The 18,039-nt window shown below is 64.9% G+C and carries 18 protein-coding genes; 9 read left to right on the forward strand and 9 right to left on the reverse strand.

What is annotated here, in order from left to right:
* Positions 1-37: 37 nt before the first annotated feature.
* The 7 genes from IEX32_RS08790 to IEX32_RS08820 all read right to left on the reverse strand — a co-directional run bounded on the left by IEX32_RS08790 (position 38) and on the right by IEX32_RS08820 (position 7,665).
* Positions 38-1,363 (reverse strand): ATP-binding protein, encoded by a 1,326-nt coding sequence (locus IEX32_RS08790; protein ID WP_188770543.1) that lies wholly within the window; start codon positions 1,361-1,363, stop codon positions 38-40.
* The gene (locus IEX32_RS08795) at positions 1,363-2,091 is read right to left on the reverse strand and encodes a response regulator (RefSeq protein ID WP_188770638.1); all 729 of its coding nucleotides are present in this window, start codon (positions 2,089-2,091) and stop codon (positions 1,363-1,365) included. The genes IEX32_RS08790 and IEX32_RS08795 overlap by 1 nt, the downstream gene beginning before the upstream one ends.
* 133 nt (positions 2,092-2,224) lie before the next feature.
* Positions 2,225-2,866 carry a hypothetical protein gene (locus IEX32_RS08800; RefSeq protein WP_188770546.1) on the reverse strand — a complete coding sequence of 214 codons (642 nt, stop codon included), beginning with the start codon at positions 2,864-2,866 and terminating at the stop codon, positions 2,225-2,227.
* Between the two features lie 216 nt (positions 2,867-3,082).
* Positions 3,083-3,277 (reverse strand): hypothetical protein, encoded by a 195-nt coding sequence (locus IEX32_RS08805; protein ID WP_188770548.1) that lies wholly within the window; start codon positions 3,275-3,277, stop codon positions 3,083-3,085.
* 212 nt (positions 3,278-3,489) lie between these two features.
* A complete protein-coding gene (locus IEX32_RS08810; protein ID WP_188770550.1) occupies positions 3,490-5,052 on the reverse strand; it encodes a DHA2 family efflux MFS transporter permease subunit in 1,563 nt (520 codons plus the stop codon).
* Positions 5,052-6,212: an HlyD family secretion protein gene (locus IEX32_RS08815; RefSeq protein ID WP_188770552.1), complete on the reverse strand. Its 1,161-nt coding sequence runs from the start codon at positions 6,210-6,212 to the stop codon at positions 5,052-5,054. The genes IEX32_RS08810 and IEX32_RS08815 overlap by 1 nt, the downstream gene beginning before the upstream one ends.
* Positions 6,205-7,665, reverse strand: coding sequence for an efflux transporter outer membrane subunit (locus IEX32_RS08820; RefSeq protein WP_188770554.1), 1,461 nt, complete (start codon positions 7,663-7,665; stop codon positions 6,205-6,207). Before IEX32_RS08820 ends, IEX32_RS08815 begins: the two co-directional genes overlap by 8 nt.
* 66 nt (positions 7,666-7,731) lie before the next feature.
* Between IEX32_RS08820 and IEX32_RS08825 the strand changes: the two genes are divergently transcribed.
* The 6 genes from IEX32_RS08825 to IEX32_RS08850 all read left to right on the forward strand — a co-directional run bounded on the left by IEX32_RS08825 (position 7,732) and on the right by IEX32_RS08850 (position 14,006).
* The gene (locus IEX32_RS08825; RefSeq protein WP_188770556.1) at positions 7,732-8,346 is read left to right on the forward strand and encodes a TetR/AcrR family transcriptional regulator; all 615 of its coding nucleotides are present in this window, start codon (positions 7,732-7,734) and stop codon (positions 8,344-8,346) included.
* A gap of 33 nt (positions 8,347-8,379) precedes the next feature.
* On the forward strand, positions 8,380-8,871 hold the full coding sequence (locus tag IEX32_RS08830; protein WP_188770558.1) for an asparaginase domain-containing protein: 492 nt from the start codon (positions 8,380-8,382) through the stop codon (positions 8,869-8,871).
* Positions 8,872-8,990: 119 nt separating this feature from the next.
* On the forward strand, positions 8,991-10,463 hold the full coding sequence (locus IEX32_RS08835; protein ID WP_229736263.1) for a sensor histidine kinase: 1,473 nt from the start codon (positions 8,991-8,993) through the stop codon (positions 10,461-10,463).
* Positions 10,456-10,887, forward strand: coding sequence for a response regulator (locus IEX32_RS08840; RefSeq protein WP_188770560.1), 432 nt, complete (start codon positions 10,456-10,458; stop codon positions 10,885-10,887). Before IEX32_RS08835 ends, IEX32_RS08840 begins: the two co-directional genes overlap by 8 nt.
* Complete coding sequence (locus IEX32_RS08845) at positions 10,884-12,689, forward strand: putative bifunctional diguanylate cyclase/phosphodiesterase (RefSeq protein WP_229736264.1); 1,806 nt, start codon at positions 10,884-10,886, stop codon at positions 12,687-12,689. Before IEX32_RS08840 ends, IEX32_RS08845 begins: the two co-directional genes overlap by 4 nt.
* Before the next feature lie 150 nt (positions 12,690-12,839).
* Positions 12,840-14,006 carry an FAS1-like dehydratase domain-containing protein gene (locus IEX32_RS08850; protein ID WP_188770563.1) on the forward strand — a complete coding sequence of 389 codons (1,167 nt, stop codon included), beginning with the start codon at positions 12,840-12,842 and terminating at the stop codon, positions 14,004-14,006.
* Between the two features lie 99 nt (positions 14,007-14,105).
* Here the strand turns inward: IEX32_RS08850 and IEX32_RS08855 are convergent, their stop codons facing one another.
* Entirely contained in the window at positions 14,106-14,957 is an 852-nt protein-coding gene (locus IEX32_RS08855) for a PhzF family phenazine biosynthesis protein (RefSeq protein ID WP_188770565.1), read from the reverse strand.
* 154 nt (positions 14,958-15,111) lie between these two features.
* Between IEX32_RS08855 and IEX32_RS08860 the strand changes: the two genes are divergently transcribed.
* Both IEX32_RS08860 and IEX32_RS08865 read left to right on the forward strand, forming a co-directional pair.
* Entirely contained in the window at positions 15,112-15,489 is a 378-nt protein-coding gene (locus IEX32_RS08860; protein ID WP_188770566.1) for a glycine zipper 2TM domain-containing protein, read from the forward strand.
* 177 nt (positions 15,490-15,666) lie between these two features.
* Positions 15,667-16,005 (forward strand): glycine zipper 2TM domain-containing protein, encoded by a 339-nt coding sequence (locus tag IEX32_RS08865; RefSeq protein ID WP_188770569.1) that lies wholly within the window; start codon positions 15,667-15,669, stop codon positions 16,003-16,005.
* A 133-nt stretch (positions 16,006-16,138) separates the two neighbouring features.
* On the opposite strand, the gene IEX32_RS08870 is transcribed toward IEX32_RS08865, so the two are convergent.
* Positions 16,139-16,873 (reverse strand): methyltransferase domain-containing protein, encoded by a 735-nt coding sequence (locus IEX32_RS08870; protein WP_188770571.1) that lies wholly within the window; start codon positions 16,871-16,873, stop codon positions 16,139-16,141.
* A gap of 405 nt (positions 16,874-17,278) precedes the next feature.
* Here IEX32_RS08870 and IEX32_RS08875 point away from each other — a divergent pair, with 405 nt between their 5' ends.
* A complete protein-coding gene (locus tag IEX32_RS08875; protein WP_188770574.1) occupies positions 17,279-18,034 on the forward strand; it encodes an SDR family oxidoreductase in 756 nt (251 codons plus the stop codon).
* Positions 18,035-18,039 lie beyond the last annotated feature (5 nt).

Raw genomic sequence — 18,039 nt, forward strand, 5'->3', positions numbered from 1 at the left:
CGAATGTTACGAAGTTTTGCCGCAGTGCAGCAGAGGACTATTTCGTCTCGAGCGGAAGCCTGATCGTCGCGCGCAGGCCGCCCTCCGGCCGGTTGCGCAAATCCAGTGTGCCATTCTCCATGCGCACCGCCTTCTGGACGATCGGCAGGCCTAGCCCCATGCCGGCGGTATCGCGCGACCGAGCCGTGTCGAGCCGCACGAAAGGTTGCAGGGCGTCGGCAATGCGCTCCTCGGCAATACCCGGCCCGTCATCCTCAATAACGATTTCCGCGCCATCACCGTCGCGACGCACGCTTACGCGCGCGTTGCCGCCGTAATGGATGGCGTTCTCGATGAGGTTGGACAGCGCCCGCCGAATCGCCACCGGCCTTGCACACACCACGACGCTGGACGCTCCCTCGTAGGTCGCATCGGCGCCGCGGTCTGCGGCTGTATCGACCAGGGTTTCCGCCATTACGGCGATGTCGATCCGTTCGGCCGGAATGGCCTCGCCGCCGTTGTCGACGTAGGCCTGGATCGACTCGATCAGCAGCCGCATTTCCTCGATGTCCCGCGAAATTCCCTCGCGTATTTCGGATTCGACCTCGCCTTCGTCGAGCCGCAGCCGCATTCGGGCGAGCGGAGTCTTGAGGTCGTGCCCGATAGCCAGCATTGTTTGAGTACGTTCGACCAGGGACTGGTGAATACGTTCTTGCATGTCATTCAGAGCGCGGATCAACTGCCGCAGTTCGTCGGGGCCGCCTTCCGGTACCGGCCGAGGCGGCCCCGAGCCGAGATGCCGCGTGGCCCCGATTACCGCGCGCAGCGGCTTGAGCGTCGCGCGCAGCAATACCCATGCCAGCGCCACAAGCAGCAGTGTGGGAAAGACAAGGCTTACCACCCGGCCCGCCGTCAGCTTCCATGCGGCGTTGGCATGCGTATGAAATTTCAGCACGCTGCGGTCGGGAAGCTGGAGCGATCCACCGATGTTGCCCTTGCCCGGCAATTCCTCGAGGTGCAGTTCCAGGTCGGCAAGCGCGAGGTCCGGTTCGATTTCAATGATCTGGGCGCGCAGGTTGGCCAGGCCAAGCGATCCGCGATTTCGATTCGTGGGCGGTAGCCACTTCAGCGAAAAACGCTTCGTGCCGAGCGCGGCGGCGACTTGTGCGCGTGAATCGGGCGGCGCCTGCGCCACCGCCCGCGAGGCGAGTACGAGATTCTCGGCAATGCGCTCAGCGTCGTCCCGACGCAGCTCGAACGAATTGGCGCGTTCGAACAGAACCGCGTTGGCAATGATCTCCACGAGCACGACCAGCAACAGAATGGCCAGCAACCGCTCGGGAAGGCCCATCCGTCTGAACAGTCGCAAACCTAGCGCGAGCATCAGGCGCGGGACACTTCCACCCTGAACATGTAACCTACGCCGCGGACCGTGACGATCGGCGGTTCGCTACCGCTAGCCTGCAGCTTGCGCCGCAGACGACTGACGAGGACATCGATGCTGCGGTCTGAACTATCGCCGATGCGTGAACGCGACAGCTCCATAAGGCGCTCCCGCCCCAGGACCCGCTGCGGATGGCTTAGAAACGTGGACAGCAGGTCGAACTCTGCCCCCGTCAGGTCGACGATGGCCCCGCTCGGCGCACGAAGTTCGCGCCGGGTCAGCGAGACCTGCCAGCCATCGAAACAGAGCACTTCGGGCACGTGGCCGTCGGCGATGCCTTCCGCCGCCCCCTCGAATCCACCCCGGCGCAACACAGCGCTGACCCGCGCCGCCAGTTCGCGAGTACTGAAGGGCTTGGCGACATAATCGTCTGCCCCAAGCTCAAGGCCGAGAACCCGATCCTCCTCACTGCCGCGGGCGCTGATGAAGATGATGGGAATATTGCTTTCACGGCGAAGCCGGCGAAACAGGTCAAAACCGCTGGCACCGGGCAGCATGATGTCGAGAATGATAAGGTGGACGACGCTTGTGCGCAAACTCACCCACATCTCGGCACCAGTCGCCGCGGTCAGCACGTTGAACCCGTTCTGACGCAGCGCCCGCGCCGTAAGCGTACGCAGGGCACCGTCGTCCTCGACGAGAAGAATGGTTGGGGCTGCAAGTGTCATATTGTCGGAGGACTTTAATCTCGGAGCGATGGTCATCGTCTCGTGCATGCCTTCCCGTATATCTTCCCGCATATAGAGCTGCCAGCGCGGTTAAACAAACCGCACTGGCCGGAAAGACCAGTCGTTTTAGCGATCAGTTGACCGGCGTCAGATGCTGGTGGCGCACTCTTGTCACCGCCTCGACCAGCCCGGACGCCTCGGCAGGTGCCAACCCGCCGGCAATGGTGGCGCCACGCGCGTCCGTGAAACGCAGCCGCCACGCAGCACGGTGACCCGGACTGTAAGCGTCCGCAATCTCTTGGACCACGCTGCCAGGGAGTTCGAAGACGAGACGAGCATATTGGTTGCAGGCAGTGTGGATCGCGTCGACTGAAGGGCAATCAGCAGACCAGCGTTTCATGACCAGCACGTCGGCCTTCTGTGGCCGACCGCCGACACGGTAGCTCACTTCGGTCATGTCACGCATGACCCTGCCAGACACGAGTTCGTGCCAGACCTGCCACTGTACGGCGCCGGAGCCACGATCCACCAAAGCACGCAGGTGAACATCATTTGCATGGGCGCCATCGATTGAGCGTCCCCGCGCCCATGCCCCCCGCGTCGAGACCAGGATGTACGGCTCTAGTGGGTCATCCGTGACTTCGATCCGTCGTGAGACTTCTTCCGGCGTCAGCCGCGCCAATCCTTTGGGGAGCTTGTCGTAGGCGGCACCGGCCGTGCCGCACATCAGTGCGGCGCCGACCAGTGCAAGTAGTGTAGTTCGGATCCCATTCATCGGGCGTGAACCTCGTGCGCTTCTTCCAGCGCGAATTTGGACTGCATCGCCTCGATACGCGCGCTGGTCTGGCGATGACGGCAGGTGGGGTTCCTGGTTGGATGCGGATGGCAGGCCGTGGCGGCCCGATCGTCAGCGCCGGCACCAGATCCACTCTGCCCCTTTGCCCCGGCCACGCCCTTGGCCCTGAGGATAGGCCGGTCGGAATAAGCTGCGTCAGGCGCGGCACAGGAAATTGCCGCAGGCGAACACGCAGCGACCGGCCCCGTCAGAGTCGAGATCGCGAAAAGGACGGCGGATATCATTGTTCACTCCAATCTGAAATTTGGTGCGTCCAGCACTTGGAGCCTGTTCGTGTCCTCGTTCCTTCCCGTCCGTTACGAATTGTTTCCGGCCGAGCAAAAATGCCATTCCCGTTATCCTCGCCGACCGGAAATCGAGCGTCGGTGTCCCTGCCGGCATCACCGGCACCCCGGCCTGCGGCCGGCACCCCGGCCTGCGGCTCAGAACGGCATCGCGGTCACGGCCGCTTTTCCATCGCCCCTCATTTCAGGCGCGTGGGTGAGGCTCTCGCAAATTGTGCAAGACATTCCTCACACGACCAGGCGCCGGACTATAATGCGTCAATGCCCGGCCTCCGGCTTGGCGTCACCACGCGGGCGCGGTGCGATCCATATCGCCGAGGCCGCCGCGACCAGGACAAGCGCCGCGATCGCGAAGAGGTGCGTGGTGCCGAGCGCCGAGCCCTGCTCCGCGACGAGTTGAGCGATGACGCCTCTGGCCTGATCCGCTGAAAGGCCCTGCTCCTGCAGCGCCTGCGTGACCCGGTCCGCGTCGTTGAGCGAGGCGGCCAGTTCCGCGCCCTGGCCGGTCGACATGTTGCTCCAGGCAGTGGTGACCACCGCCGTCGCGATGGCGCCGGCAAGCGTCCTGCCAAAATTGGCGATGCCTGCCGCTGACGCGGTTTCCTCCGGTGTCACCGCGTTGAGGCTGATCGTCGTGAGCGGGACCATGAACAGCGCCACGCCCGCACCCTGCAGCAGTTGCGGCATCGCAATCATCCAGAAGGTCGAATCGCTCGACCACCAACTGCGCAGGAAGGAACACGCGCCGAGCCAAGAGACACCGACAAAGACCAGCAGGCGCGGATCGAACTTCTGCATCAGCCGGGGGACGACCGGCGAAACCGCGACGGCCAGGACGCCGGCAAAGGCCATGGCATAGCCCGCCTGTGTGGCCGTGTATCCCATCGACGTCTGCAGCCACTGCGGAATGATCACCACCGAGGAAAAGTACGTTCCGAAGGCCAGGATGAGCGAGAGCGTCGAAGCGGAAAAACCGGCGTGCCGGAAAACCTTGAGGTCGACGATGGGGTGCTTCTCGGTCAGCTCCCATATGACGAACGCCGCGAAGAAGACCGCCGCGATACAGGCCAGCGCGACGATCTTTTCGGAGCTGAACCAATCTTCCTCGCGGCCAAGGTCGATCATCATCTGAAGCGCGCCGACCCAGATCACCAGCAGCACCAGACCGATCCCGTCGATCGGCAGTTTCCTGGTAGGCGTTTCGGCCCCGCGCAGGAGCGCGAGTACGCCAAAGAGGAGCAGGATGACGATCGGCACGTTGATGAAGAATATCCAGTGCCATGACCAGTTGTCGCTGATCCAGCCGCCCGCGATCGGGCCGATGATCGGCGCCGTGACCACGGTCATGGCCCATAGCGCCATGGCCTTGGCATGTAATTCGCGCGGAAATATCCGCAGCAGAAGGGTTTGCGTCAGCGGCATCAGCGGGCCGCCGCAAAAGCCCTGCCCGATCCGGAACAGGACGAGCGCGCCAAGCGTGTCCGCCATGCCGCAAAGTGCCGAGAACAGGCCAAACCCCGCGAGCGAGACGGTGAACACCCGCAAGGTTCCGAAACGCCCCGAGAGCCAGCCGGTGAGCGGCACGCAGATCGCCTCCGCCACCGCGTAGGAGGTAATGACCCAGGTTCCGCTCGAGACCGATACCGCCAGCCCGCCGGCGATGTGCGGCACCGACACGTTGGCGATGGTGAGATCGAGCACGACGATGAAGTTAGCCAACGCGAGCACGACGCCCGCCAGAACCAGCCGCACGCCCCTGATCGGACGGCCTTCGTCGCCGCGCATTTCCGCTGCCGCCGAAACGGTCGCCGCACCTGCCATCAGTCGGAGCCTGTCAGGTCGATCTCGGCCTCCATCGACAATCCGATGCGAAGCGGATGCTCCTTCAATTCGCTGGAATCGAGTTCGATACGCACCGGCAGGCGCTGTACGACCTTGATCCAGTTGCCGGTCGCATTCTGTGCCGGGATCAGGGAAAAGGCCGATCCGGTGCCGCCTGAAAAGCCGGCCACCCTGCCGTGATACGTCACGTCCCCGCCGTAGAAGTCGGACGTGAGCGTGACCTTCTGGCCGGAGTGGACCTTGCCGAGCTGGTCTTCCTTGAAGTTGGCGTTGACGTAGAGCTGCCCCACCGGAACGATAACCATGGCGACCGAGCCATCCTCGACCTTCTGGCCGACCTGGATCGAACGCTTGGCAACGATACCGTCGACCAGTGCCCGGACGATCGTTCGCTCGAGATCGAGCCGGGCCTGTGCGAGCCGCGCCCTCGCAAGCTGGATTTCGGGCGCGGTCTCGGCGGTCGTGCCGGCAGTCAGCGCCTCCGAGGCCTCTTCCTGCCGCCGCGCGCTGATCGCGCCGGAACGTGCCTGCGCGACCGCCGCGCGCGCCTCGCGCGTCGCCGCCCGGGCCGAAGCCAGCGCCTCGCGCGCAGTGGTCAGTTCCTCTGCGGAAACGGCGCCGCTCCCGGCCAGCGCGGCCCGGCGCTCATAGTCAGTCTGCGCCCGGGCGAGCGCGGCTTCGGCCGAGGCAAGGCGCGCCCTGGCCGAAGCGACCTGCGCGGCATCGGCATCGGCCGCCGCGCCCAGCGCCCCATTGTTGGCAAGGGACTGCCTGTACCGGCGCTCCGCGCTCGCCAGATCCGCCTCTGCCTCGGCGAGCGCGATCTTCTGGTCGGAATCATCCAGGCGGAACAGGAGCTGGCCCCGTTTCACCGGCTGCGTATCGGTGACCAGCACTTCTGCCACCTTGCCGCTGGTAAGCGGCGTAACCTGCGCCGTATCTCCCGCGACATAGGCATTGTCTGTCGAAACCGATCGGCTGCCGATAAAGGTGTCGTAGAGGAAATAGAGCCCCGCTATCGCTCCGACCGCGATCAGGAGCCCAATGAGCAGCGGCTTGCGGCGTTCCCCCTTGATGACACTGGCCGCCTCCGGCTCGCCTTCGTTTCCCGCAGGCACATCCTGCACTTCGTCAGTCATTTTTGGGAGCCTTTTCACTGGATTTGTCTTCGAACCCGCCGCCCAGCGCACGCCTCAGCGCGACTTCAAGAGCCAGGGTCCGGAAACGGGCGTCGATCGCGGCTTCGCGCGCTTCAAGAGCGGCGGTCTCGGCGGTCAGGACTTCGAGGTAGCTGGAAAGCCCGCCGCGGTAGCGACTGAGCGCGATGTCATAACCGGCCGCGGACCTGTCCCGCGCCTCGATTACGTCACTTTCGCGGGCGGCGGCCGCATCCCGGCTGGCAAGCGCGTCAGCGACGTCCTGGAGCGCTCCGACGACGGCCCTGTTGTAGTCCGCGACGGCGGCATCGTAGTCCCCCCGGGCCTGCGTGAACTGCCCCTTGAGCCGCCCTCCCAGAAAGATCGGCAGGCTGATTGCGCCACCCGCATCGCCATAGGTCGAACCGCTGTCGACGAGCTTCGAGAGTCCCAGTGAGGTGACGCCGATCAGTCCGCTGAGCGAGACATCCGGCATGAATGCCGCCCTTGCCTCCTCGATGCGGGACGCCGCCGCCTCTGCCCGCAGGCGCGCGGCGACGATGTCCGGCCGCCGGCCAGCGAGAGCGATCCCGGCATCGGCCGGCAGCGGGGTCTCCGGTATCGCCGCCAGCGATGGCGGCGCGATGGCGAGCCCCCGGTCGGGGCCGGCGCCCAGCAGCGCGGCCAGCGCGTGGCGGCGAAGCAGCACCTGCTCGGCATTGGCCGACAGATCGGCCCGGGCACCTGCGGCAGCGGCTTCGGCCAGGCGAAGCGGGCCTTCGTTGTCGAGCCCCTGCTCCACCCGCTGGCGAGTCAGCTCAACCGTGCTCTCGCGCGCATGAAGCGCCTCCTCCAGCGCCTTGCCGCGCTCGGTGAGACGGGCAAGATCGAAATAGGAAGCGACCACGTTCGCCGCGAGCATGAGGGCTGCCTGCCGGGCATCGGCTTCGGCCGCCATTTCCTCCGACGTGGCGGCGGCAAGCCCGTTTCGGGCCTTGCCCCACAGGTCCAGATCGAACTCGCCCGTCAGCGCCAGCGTCCCGGTGCTCTTCCAGCCGCGCGGGACCACCTCGGGAGGCACGCCCGCGTTATAGCTCTGCTTGGTCACGCCGGCCGAAGCCTGGCCGCCGACGCGGGGCAGGCCTTGCGCGCCCGCCGCTTGCACGGCGCCGCGCGCCTGCCGTATCCGCGCCTCGGCCATGGCGACGCTCGGCGATCGGGCCAGCGCCTCATCCACCAGCTCGTTGAGCTGGGAATCGCCGTAGGCGGTCCACCAGCGTTCCTGCGGCCAATGCGCGGCAATGTCCGCAGCCGGCAGCGAGCGGCCGCTTTCCAGACCGGCGGGAGGGCGCATTTCCGGACGAGCGCCGAGATCGGGCGCCATACATGCGGAAAGCGGAAGGGCGAGGGCAAGCAGCGACATCGTCGCGACTCGTGATGTTATTACCGTACTCATGCGTACACTTTTTATTGAAGCGCGACTTGCGCCTGTCAACCAAAAAGTGTACTTGCTGGTACGCATATGGGAGAGAAAACCGGAAAACGAGAGCTCAACAAGGCGAAGAAGCGCGCCGAAATCGTTGCCATCGCCAGCCGCTGGTTCTGCGAACACGGCTACGGGGCGACGAGCATGTCGGCGATCGCCGACGAACTCGGCGGATCGAAGACGACGCTATGGTCGCACTTTTCCTCGAAGGAGGAACTGTTCGTGGCCGTGGTCGATTGGCAGGTCGAATGTTTCGCTCAGGACCTCGAACGCACTCTCGACATCAATCACTTCAGCACGTCGACGCTGCGAAAGCTCTGCCTGCGACTGATCCAGCAGTTGATCGACAGCAGCGCTTCGCCGCTCTACCGGCTCGTGGTCAGCGAAGGCGAGCGGTTTCCGGAGATCGTCGAAGCCTACTTCAGGCTCGGCCCGGCGAGGCTGCGCTCGCGTATCCACCGGTTCTTCGCGACTCATTTCGAGGAACCGGACGCCTCGGAACTCTCGCGACTCGTCATTACCGCCCTCGTCGGCTTTCGCTCGGAAGTCCTCGTCAATCCGATCCGCCCGAAGACTTCGGACCGCGAACACTTCGTCGACATGCTGATCGCCCGGCTGCGGCTCGACGGCATCGAGCCGGCCGGGCATTGAACATACCCCTCCTCCAGCACCTGGAAGACGCACATGGACCGCTCCCCCATCCTCATCGTCACTACCGGCGGCACGATCGACAAGCAGTACTTCGACGCCCTCAGCGAATACCAGATTACCGAGAGCGTGATCGAAAAGCTGCTGGCGACGGCGCGCGTTACCCACCCTTTCCGCGTCATCGAACTGATGCGCAAGGACAGCCTCGAACTGACCGACGATGATCGCGCCCTGATCGCGGCGACCGTCGCGAACGCGCCCGAAAGGCGCGTGGTCATCACCCATGGGACGGATACCATGGCCGAAACCGCGAAGACCCTTGCCCACATCCCGGGCAAGACCGTGGTCTTCGCCGGCGCCCTTGCCCCGGCGCGCTTTGCCGAAAGCGATGCCGCGTTCAACCTCGGCATGGCCTTCGCCTGCTGCCAGACGGCCGCGCCCGGGGTGTGGATCACCATGAATGGCTCCGTTTTCGACGGTCTCAAGGTCCGCAAAGACCGCGAGGCGGGGACCTTCGTCGAAATCTGATCTTCCGGATCGGATCAGTTACCTCTTCCCTCAAGGGCAAATTCGGGGCGACTCCTTGGCCGGGAACGAGGGGGTAAAGGCAAAGGGCCTTCCACCCCTCACTGGCAAGGGAAGCACCGGTGACGGCCGAAACGCATATCAGGGCCGACGTTCATGCCGCGCTCGCGCAGGCGCCGGTCGGCGCGATGGTGGTCGACGCCGCGGGCGTCGTCTCCTGGGCGAACTCCGCGCTTGCCACGCTTCTGGCGGAGTCCGACCCTGCCTCGCTGCGCCATTCGCTGGTCTACACCTGGCTGGGCGAGGACGAGGCGGACACGCTCCGGCAGATGCTCGACCTCCATTTCGCCGCCCCGGACGAAGCCCGGTCGGGGTGGGTGCGTCAATTCACGCTGTTCGGGCTCGACGGAGCGAGCCAGACCGTCGAGATGACGATCGCCACGCTGTCCGAGGAATACGAACAGTCCGCCATCATCTACGTCCAGAGTCTCACCCGCCAGATCATCGCGGAAAGGCGTTTCACGCAGATATTCGAGAACCTTCCGCTCGCCCTCCTCGTCGTCGACAGCCGCCAGCGCATCGTCCAGGCCAACCGCACCCTGGCGACCGAATTCGGCTATGAATACGAGGACCTCGTCGGCCAGCCGCTGGAAATGCTGCTTCCGGACCGGTACCGCGAAGCGCATGGCCATCATGTCGAAGGCTATCTGGCCGACCCCACCTCGCGGATGATGGGTTCGGGCCGGGATCTTACCGGGCTGCACAGCTCGGGCCAGGAGATCCCGGTCGAGATCGCCCTCAGCAAGCTGGAAACGGCCAGCAAGCCGCTGTTCATGGCGACGGTCAGCAATATCTCCCAGCGCAAGGGCGCGGAAAGCGCGCTACAGCAGACCAACGCGCAACTGGAGGAATTCACGTACGTCGCCAGCCACGACTTGCGCTCTCCGCTGCGCGGCATCGGCGATCTGGTAAGCTGGATTCGCGAGGACCTGGGCGAGGACAACCTGCCCGAGGACGTGCGCCATAACTTTGACCGCATCGCGCTTCGCATCGCACGCGCCGAACAGATGATCGACGACCTGCTCGACTATGCCCGCGCCGGAACGCGCGACACCGCCATGGAACGCATCGACCCGCAGGACCTGATCGCGGAAGCCATCGCCATGGCCATGCTCCCGGAAAGCTTCACTGTCGAAGTCGACGTCGTCGGCAGTGACATCACCGCCCCGCGCGCGCCGCTTTCCACTTCGCTGCGTAACCTGATCGGCAATTCGGTCAAACACCACGGCGCCCGTTCGGGCAAAATCCGTGTCGCCATGCGCGAGGAGGGCCGGTTTGCCGTCTTCACTGTCGAAGACGACGGTCAGGGCATCACGCCGGGCAGCGAGAAGCGCATCTTCAAGCTGTTCCACCGCGCCTCCCCGGGCACGGAGGGTGACGGGGTGGGCCTCGCCATCACCCAGCGCGTGATCAATGCCCACGGCGGTATGATCACGGTAGTCCAGGGTGAAGGCACCGGGCGCGGCACGCTCAGCGGCGCCTGCTTCGAAATCCACTGGCCGCGCATCCTGCTGAGGGAGGTCGACGATGAATGACAGCCGTACGGGAGGCTGCACGGTCCTGGTGGTCGACGACGACGTCGCGCTCGAAGGCGTTCTCCGCAGCTTTCGCAAGCACGAGGTCCCCTGCCGGACGCTGACCGCCGGCGACGGCGAGGAAGCGCTCGCGATCCTGCGCGGAACGCATCCCGCCAAGCGGCTGGAAACGCCCGTCGTCGTCCTGCTCGACCTCAACATGCCCGGCATGGACGGTTTCCAGTTCCTCGAGGCCCTGCGCGCCGATTGTGCGCTCAGGCGAACCGTGGTTTTCGTCCTGACCACTTCCGCGCGCGATCAGGACCGCTTCCGCGCCTACGATGAGCAGGTGGCGGGCTACATGGTCAAGTCGGCCGTCGGCCCGCAGTTCGCCCTGCTCTCCGAGTTCATGACCGACTACGCCCGGACCCAGAAACTGCCGTGACGGGCCGGCACCTCTCCCCGCCGAGGCACCCTGCCACGGATATCCCGCAAGACGGCACCCGGGCCCTGTCGGTCCTGATCGTCGATGACGACGACGTGGACCGCGAACGCCTGATCCGAATGCTGCGGCAGAGTCCGCGCCCGATCCAGATCACCGAAGCTGCCTCGCACGCCGAGGCACTGCGCGTTATCCGCAGTCCGGCGAGCCATTTCGACATCGTTTTTCTCGACTTCGGCCTGCAGGACGGGGACGGACGCGATCTCGTGCCGATGATCCGCGCCGAGATCGACCCGGACTGTCCGATCGTCGCGGTGACCGGCAACGGCAGCGAACAGGTCGCCGCGGCCTCCATCAAATCCGGCATGACCGAGTTCCTCGCCAAGCGCCAGCTCTCCGAAGGGCAGGTGCTCGCCTCGCTCGAGGAAGGGCTGGCGTGGCGCAAGTACCGGCACGAACTGCGCCGCGCCGAAGAGGAGCTGACCTACCGCAGCCTCCACGACCCGCTCACTGACCTACCCAACCGCACCCTGTTCTTCGACCGCCTCGGCCAGAGCTGCGCGCGCGCCAAGCGCCATGGCGATCCCTTCGCGGTGCTGATGCTGGATCTCGACCGCTTCAAGGAGATCAACGACAGCTTCGGCCATGCCACCGGCGACATGACGTTGACCACGATCGCCCACCGCCTGCGCACGAACCTGCGCGAAGTCGATACCGTTGCGCGTCTGGGCGGAGATGAATTCGCGGTTCTGCTTCAGAACATCGACACGAATGAACTGGCACTGCAGATGGGCGCGAAGCTTATCGGCCTGATCGAGCAGCCCATCCTCTGCGGGAGCCGCATGCTGAGCGTCGGCGCGTCGATCGGGATCGCGCTGTGTCCAGAGCTGGACTGCTCTCCCCCTGCGCTGCTCTCGGCCGCCGACGATGCGATGTACGAGGCCAAGCGCGGCATCGACAAGCTGGTTCTGGCGAACGACAGCACCATCAGGCGGATGAAGTCGCTCGACCGCAAGGGCATGCTCGAGGACCTGGAACGCGCCATGGCCCGCGATTCGATCGACTGGCACTGGCAACCCAAGGTCGACATGAGCAGCGGCCGCGTGCTCGGCTTCGAAGTGCTGGTACGCTGGCGCCATCCGGGCGACCAGCCGGTACCGGCTGACCAGTTGATCGACACGATCGAGCAATCGCCCCTGCTCGAACCTTTCACCACGCACTGTCTCAACAAGGTGCTCGGGCAGTTCGCACGGATACAGGACCGGATCGACGGAGCCTCGATCTCCATCAACATCTCCGCGCGCATGCTCGAACGGTCGAACTTCGTCGACAACCTGCACGAAGTGATTGCCCGTCACCATGTCGATCCCGAGCGGGTCACGCTGGAACTCACCGAAACCGCGCTGATCGCCAATCCGGCGCAGGCGCAGCGCGTGATCGAACGGCTGAGGGAACGCGGCATCCGGCTTTCCATCGACGACTTCGGATCGGGCTTCACCTCGTTCGGCTACTTGCGCGAATTCGCCATCAGCGAGATCAAGATCGACCGGTCCTTCATCACCCGCTTCACCGAAAGCCGCTTCGATCAGTCGCTGGTGAACAGCCTCGTCGTGCTGTGCGAGAGCCTGGGCATCGGGCTCGTGGCCGAGGGCGTGGAAACGCCGGAGGTCCAGCAGATGCTGACGTCTCTGGGGTGCAACGCCGGACAGGGCTATGGCATCTGCCGGCCGATGCCCTATGAGGATGTGCTGGGCTGGATGGCACAGAGAGGCGGCGCGCAGCCGGACCAGCGCCTCAACGCCTGAGCCTGTCGCCCGCCTGATCCGGTGCGCGAGGGGGGACGCCGTGCAGCAACGCCCGCGCGATGTACGTGCCGGACAGCGTAGTTGTGCCTTGCACAAGGCTCCGTGCGGTCGGCATGAACGGCACCGACACGAAAGAGGATACCAGCTGAGATGAGCGACGCCGTTTTCGATTGCTCCGACATCGACCAGTACCTGGGCAAGGTCATGGACTTCTCGCCCCTGCGCGAGCCCATCGCCAACAACGATATCCGGCGCTGGGTCCACGCCATGCACTACGCCAACCTGCTGCACTTCGACCCGGATTATGCCGCCGCGAGCCGCTGGGGCGGGCTCGTCGCGCCGCAAAGCTTTTCCATCGCGACCGACGATGGCCACGGCGCCGCGCCGGCCTGCGTGGGCTGCATTCCCAATTCGCACCTGCTCTTCGCCGGAGACGAATGGTGGTTCCACGACACGCGCATCAAGGCAGGAGACGTCGTCCGCAACGAGCGCATTCCTTTCGACTATACCGTCAAGGAAACCGGATTCGGCCCGACCTGCTTCCAGCGCGGCGACAACAACTACTACAACCAGGACGGCGACCCGATCGCCAAGCAGCGCTCCACCGCGCTGCGCTATAACGCTCATGCCGGCGGCGCCTCCGTCAACGAGGCGGACTTCAACGATCCCGAGTGGACGGACGAGGAACTGCACGACGTAGAACAGCGGGTCTTCGCCTGGGTGCAGATGCTTCATGACCTGGGCCACAAGGAACGCTGGTGGGACGACGTGAATGTCGGCGACCAGCTTCCCGAACGCGTCTTCGGCCCGCACTCGCTCGCCAGCTTCGCGACCGAGTGGCGCGCCTATATCATGAACACCTGGGGCGCGATCGCCTTTCGCAAGAATGACCTCGAGGCATTGGGCTTTACGCGCGAAATGGCCGGCTACGAGAATGACCCCGACATGATGAAGGTGAACCCCTTCCTCACCGATGGCGCCTATTACGGCCCGTCGCGCGGGCACCTGTTCCCCAAATACGCCCGCCGCATTGGCATGCCGCGCGGCTATGGCTACGGCGCCTCGATGGGCTCATGGGTGACCGACTTCCTTTCCGGCTGGGCGGGCGAGCACGGCATGGTCGTGCATTCCACCGCGAACTACCGCGGCCCCGCACTGACGGGCGACATCACCATCCAGACTGCCGAAGTGGTCGACAAGATGGTCGACGACGAAGGCCGCCATCTCGTTCAGGTCAAGCACCTCATGCAGAACCAGAAGGGCGTGAAGATGTGCCTGGGCGTGGCCGAAATCGCGCTGCCGAAGAAGGCAGGCTAGCGCGGCCCTGCCCCGCCGCGACGATCCTCGTCCGCGGTTCGGCAAGTTTCGTGGCCCTCCCGCTTGCGGGAGGGCCTTTTTCTGTGCGGGCGCTCCGGGTCAGGCCCACCCCCACCCCTGAAGCTCCCCTCCGCGTGACACGGTCTCCACTCGCCCGGCAATCCACACGCCGCCATCCGCATCCTGCGTGCAATGGACCAGCCCGTCTGCACCGACCTTGCGACCTTGAGCGGCAAGGTAGCTGCCCTGCGCAAGCCCGGCGCCGAACAGGTACTGCGCCACCGCCGCGTTGAGGCTTCCCGTAACCGGATCCTCGACCAGCTTGCCGGTCGGATCGGCGAAAAAGGCGCGCACTTCCCACTGCGCGGCCTCACCCGGCGCGCAAGGACCCAGCAAGGCGAGTTCGGTCGGGACCGGCACGCGCGCCGCCGGATCGGCGGCAAGCACGTCCCGCGCCGAACGCAAGTGCAGCAGCTTCCAGTCGGGACCGTTGCAGGCATGAACAGCTGCGATGACCTGCGCCTCATCCACTCCCGTCAGCCGGATCGCCGCGCCCCGGTCGTCAATGTCAAGCGGTCCCGAGCGCAAGAGCGGCGGAGCACGGAATGCCATCTGCTCACCCTCCTGGCGCACTTCGATAAGGCCGACGGCGCATTCCTGCATAACCCGGCCGGGCTGCTTCGGCACACCGCCCGCCGCCAGCCAGGCGTGGGCCGTGCCCAGCGTGGGATGGCCCGCAAACGGCAGTTCGCCTGCCGGATAAAAGATGCGTACGCGGTAATCGGCCTCGGGATCGCCGGGCGGCAGAAGAAAGGTCGTTTCGGAAAAACCAAGCCAGCGGGTCAACCGCTGCATGGCCCTGTCGTCCAGCCCTTCACCGCCGTGAACGACGGCAAGCGGATTACCGCTCAGTGGCTCGGAGCCGAAAACATCGACCAGATCGACCTTCACTCGCCGCTTCCTTTCACCGTTGTGGCCCACTTCATCGCAGGATACGTTCCTTCTGTCTCCCTTCGCCGCAACGCAACGAATGGTTCATCCGGCGTTTGGCAATGACGAACCAGTGTTATCTCCTTGGGTTCAGTCATATGCAGGAGGACCAGACATGAAGAAGACCCTTCTGGCACTGGCGGCCGCCACGCTCACGCTGCCGGCCGCGCCGGCCGCCGCCGAGCCGCCGCCCTGGGCGCCGGCCCACGGCTATCGCGATAAGGAACGGCACCGGCTCTACGATTCGCGCGGCCGCTATCTGGAGCCGCGCCGCATCACCTACCGCGACCGTGTCTGGCGGGGACGGGACGGGCGCTATTACTGCCGCCGCGACAATGGCACGACCGGCCTGATCATCGGCGCCGGCGTGGGCGCGCTGGCGGGGCATGAACTCGCCGGAAACGGAGACAGAACGCTCGGCGCGATCCTTGGCGGGGTGGCCGGCGGCCTGCTGGGCCGAGCGATCGACCGGGGCGACCTTCGCTGCCGCTGATTTTCAGGCGGACTGCCCCGTTTTCGGACCTGAGGTAGCGCACCGGTTCACCGCTGCCGCGCCTCCATTCGGCGTGAATTCCCCGGCCCGCTAATTCGTTCATCTTCCGTTGTGGAGCGGTGAACAAAGAACGAGCGCCAAGCGCCACATCAACAGCAAAAGGATCAGGGTCACAACATGCGCAACGCCATTATCGCCGCCACCATGGCGGCCCTCGCCGTCCCGGCCACCGTCGTGGCGGTCACCCCCGCCCAGGCCCATGACCGGCATTCGCGCCACCATTATCACAAGACCGACAATGGTATCCGCTACTGGCGCGGCGACAACGGCCGCTATTACTGCCGCAAGTCCGACGGCACGACCGGGCTCCTGATAGGCGGCGTAGCCGGAGCGCTGGTCGGCCGTGCGATCGACACCCGCGGCGACCGCGCTACGGGCACGATCGTAGGCGCGGCGGCCGGCGCCCTGCTCGGCCGCGAGGTCGACCGAAACAACTCGCGCCCCCGCTGCCGCTAGGCCCCCGCGCATTTTCCGGCCGCCGGCGGTCAGGGATCAAGTCAGCACAAGTATGCCGACATCCCTGGCCGTCATCGCGCGGATGAGCCCGACCTTCCGCCCGCCCCGCCAGTAGCTTCGGGAATCCGAGCCGTTACTTGGTGCCCAGAAACAGCTTTCCGCCGGGCGTCAGCCCGTATCGCGCGCAGTCTTTTCCATGCGAGGTAAATTCATCGAGGGAGAAGCCGGCCTCTCTGACGCGGTCCCGAAAGTCCGATCCGTAGTAACGCACGTGATCGCACTGGCCAAAGTGCAGAGACCGTTCCTGTTCGCTGACTATCGAGGAATCCTCATAGGACTGCGCCCATCCCTCGATGATGGGTACCGACAATATTGCCAACCCGCCCGGGCGGAGTACACGGTACAGTTCCGCTAGTGCGGCACGGTCATCGACATGCTCGAGTACGTGCGAACAGACAATCCGATCAAAGCTGTCGCTGTCGAACTCAAGTTTTTCAATATTCTGGACGACGTCCGCCCGCCCGGGCTTGAGGTCGCAGGTCAGGTGTGATCGTGGTTCGTCGCCCTCGATAAGCCTGGTGACGAACGGGTCTGGCGCGAAATGCAGTACATCGGCATCGCGGAAGGAAATGACGTTCCGTTGGACCGCAAGCGCAAACAGTCGGTGGCGTTCCACGGACCGGCATCGGGGACAGCGGCAGTCAAAGCGCATTTTATGGCCGGCAGCGACAAAGCGGCCGTGAAAGCCGCAGATCGGGCAATTGCGTTCCGGCGAGCTGCGATACTGAAGCACCGCCCTGTAAGCATGAAAGCGCGCTTTGCCGTCACACAGAAGAACAAGAAAACGACCAACGGAAGCAATTTTCATGTCAATCTCCCGAATCATCGTGCATTCATTCAAGTGAAATTAAGTATATATTATCAATGCCGGTCGAAACGTCACGCAAAATCAAATATTTATTTAAATCTATGAAATTGCTTTTGAAAGTACCGCTCCGGCGTGGTCCGCCGTCACGGGTCGGAGGGAAACGATGCCTCGTGGATGAATGGCGCGGCGATCGTCCGGCCGCGCGGGATCGCATACGCGAAGTACTTGCCCGGCCCTTTCCTACGACGCCGCGCTATGCTCCAATGGCGGCATGCGCGAAGTGACCAATTTTGTTGAACGCCCCGACCGTCCGGCGTCGGCGGGCCCGACGGGTGAGCGGCCCCGATTTCCTTCTCCTCGACAATGTAAACCTTGTAAACCTGCGTTCGAAGTGGCGAGCCGCCTGTGAGCACGCGGCCCGCGATACTCGTCACAGGCGGCGCCAAGCGAATCGGCGCGGCCATGTCGCGTGCTTTCGGCAAGGCGGGATGGCATGTGGTGATTCACTACGGCAAATCGCGTGCGCAGGCCGAGGCGCTGGCGGACGAACTGCCCTCGGCCGAAACCGTCAATTGCGAACTCGGCGACTGGGACGCGGGGCCGGCCATGGTCCGAGAGCTGGCCGGGCGGCTGGAGGACTGGCGCGCGCTGGTCAATTGCGCCGCCATGTTCGATCTCGACACAGCGCAGGCGCTCGATCCGGCCACGTTCGAACGCGCCATGCGGGTCAATGCCGCCACCCCCGCCCGTCTTGCACAAAACTTTCTGGAACATGCTCGCGTTGGCGGTGGACGCCGCGTGATCCACGTCACCGACCAGAAGCTGCGCAATCCGAACCCGGACTTCTTTTCCTACACGATGAGCAAGCACGCAATGTCAGCCACGGTACCGATGCTCTCCATGGCGCGGGCCGATCCGCGCGACCGCATCTACGCCATCGCGCCCGGCGCGATCCTCGCCAGCCATGACCAGACCGAGGCGGAGACCGAAATCTCGCACCGGATGAACCTGCTGGGCCGCAGGACGACGCCGCAGGACATTGCCGGCACCGCTCTGTTTCTCGCCGAAGGCTGGCTCGCGAGCGGCGAGACCGTCTTCGTCGATTCCGGGCAACACCTGCTCGCACAGCCGCGCGACGTACTGTTTCTGGCGCGGCAATGACCTTG

Origin of the sequence: Novosphingobium endophyticum (genome assembly GCF_014640675.1) — a bacterium.
Taxonomy (GTDB): domain Bacteria; phylum Pseudomonadota; class Alphaproteobacteria; order Sphingomonadales; family Sphingomonadaceae; genus Novosphingobium; species Novosphingobium endophyticum.

Bases quoted from the DNA above. Each gene is read 5' to 3' on its own strand.
- IEX32_RS08830 (WP_188770558.1), top strand. From the start codon at position 8,380: ATGGACCGCTCCCCCATCCTCATCGTCACTACCGGCGGCACGATCGAC.
- IEX32_RS08810 (WP_188770550.1), bottom strand. From the start codon at position 5,052: ATGGCAGGTGCGGCGACCGTTTCGGCGGCAGCGGAAATGCGCGGCGAC.
- IEX32_RS08825 (WP_188770556.1), top strand. From the start codon at position 7,732: ATGGGAGAGAAAACCGGAAAACGAGAGCTCAACAAGGCGAAGAAGCGC.
- IEX32_RS08795 (WP_188770638.1), bottom strand. From the start codon at position 2,091: ATGACACTTGCAGCCCCAACCATTCTTCTCGTCGAGGACGACGGTGCC.
- IEX32_RS08815 (WP_188770552.1), bottom strand. From the start codon at position 6,212: ATGACTGACGAAGTGCAGGATGTGCCTGCGGGAAACGAAGGCGAGCCG.
- IEX32_RS08865 (WP_188770569.1), top strand. From the start codon at position 15,667: ATGCGCAACGCCATTATCGCCGCCACCATGGCGGCCCTCGCCGTCCCG.
- IEX32_RS08820 (WP_188770554.1), bottom strand. From the start codon at position 7,665: ATGAGTACGGTAATAACATCACGAGTCGCGACGATGTCGCTGCTTGCC.
- IEX32_RS08850 (WP_188770563.1), top strand. From the start codon at position 12,840: ATGAGCGACGCCGTTTTCGATTGCTCCGACATCGACCAGTACCTGGGC.
- IEX32_RS08860 (WP_188770566.1), top strand. From the start codon at position 15,112: ATGAAGAAGACCCTTCTGGCACTGGCGGCCGCCACGCTCACGCTGCCG.
- IEX32_RS08840 (WP_188770560.1), top strand. From the start codon at position 10,456: ATGAATGACAGCCGTACGGGAGGCTGCACGGTCCTGGTGGTCGACGAC.
- IEX32_RS08790 (WP_188770543.1), bottom strand. From the start codon at position 1,363: ATGCTCGCGCTAGGTTTGCGACTGTTCAGACGGATGGGCCTTCCCGAG.
- IEX32_RS08805 (WP_188770548.1), bottom strand. From the start codon at position 3,277: ATGGCATTTTTGCTCGGCCGGAAACAATTCGTAACGGACGGGAAGGAA.
- IEX32_RS08800 (WP_188770546.1), bottom strand. From the start codon at position 2,866: ATGAATGGGATCCGAACTACACTACTTGCACTGGTCGGCGCCGCACTG.
- IEX32_RS08870 (WP_188770571.1), bottom strand. From the start codon at position 16,873: ATGAAAATTGCTTCCGTTGGTCGTTTTCTTGTTCTTCTGTGTGACGGC.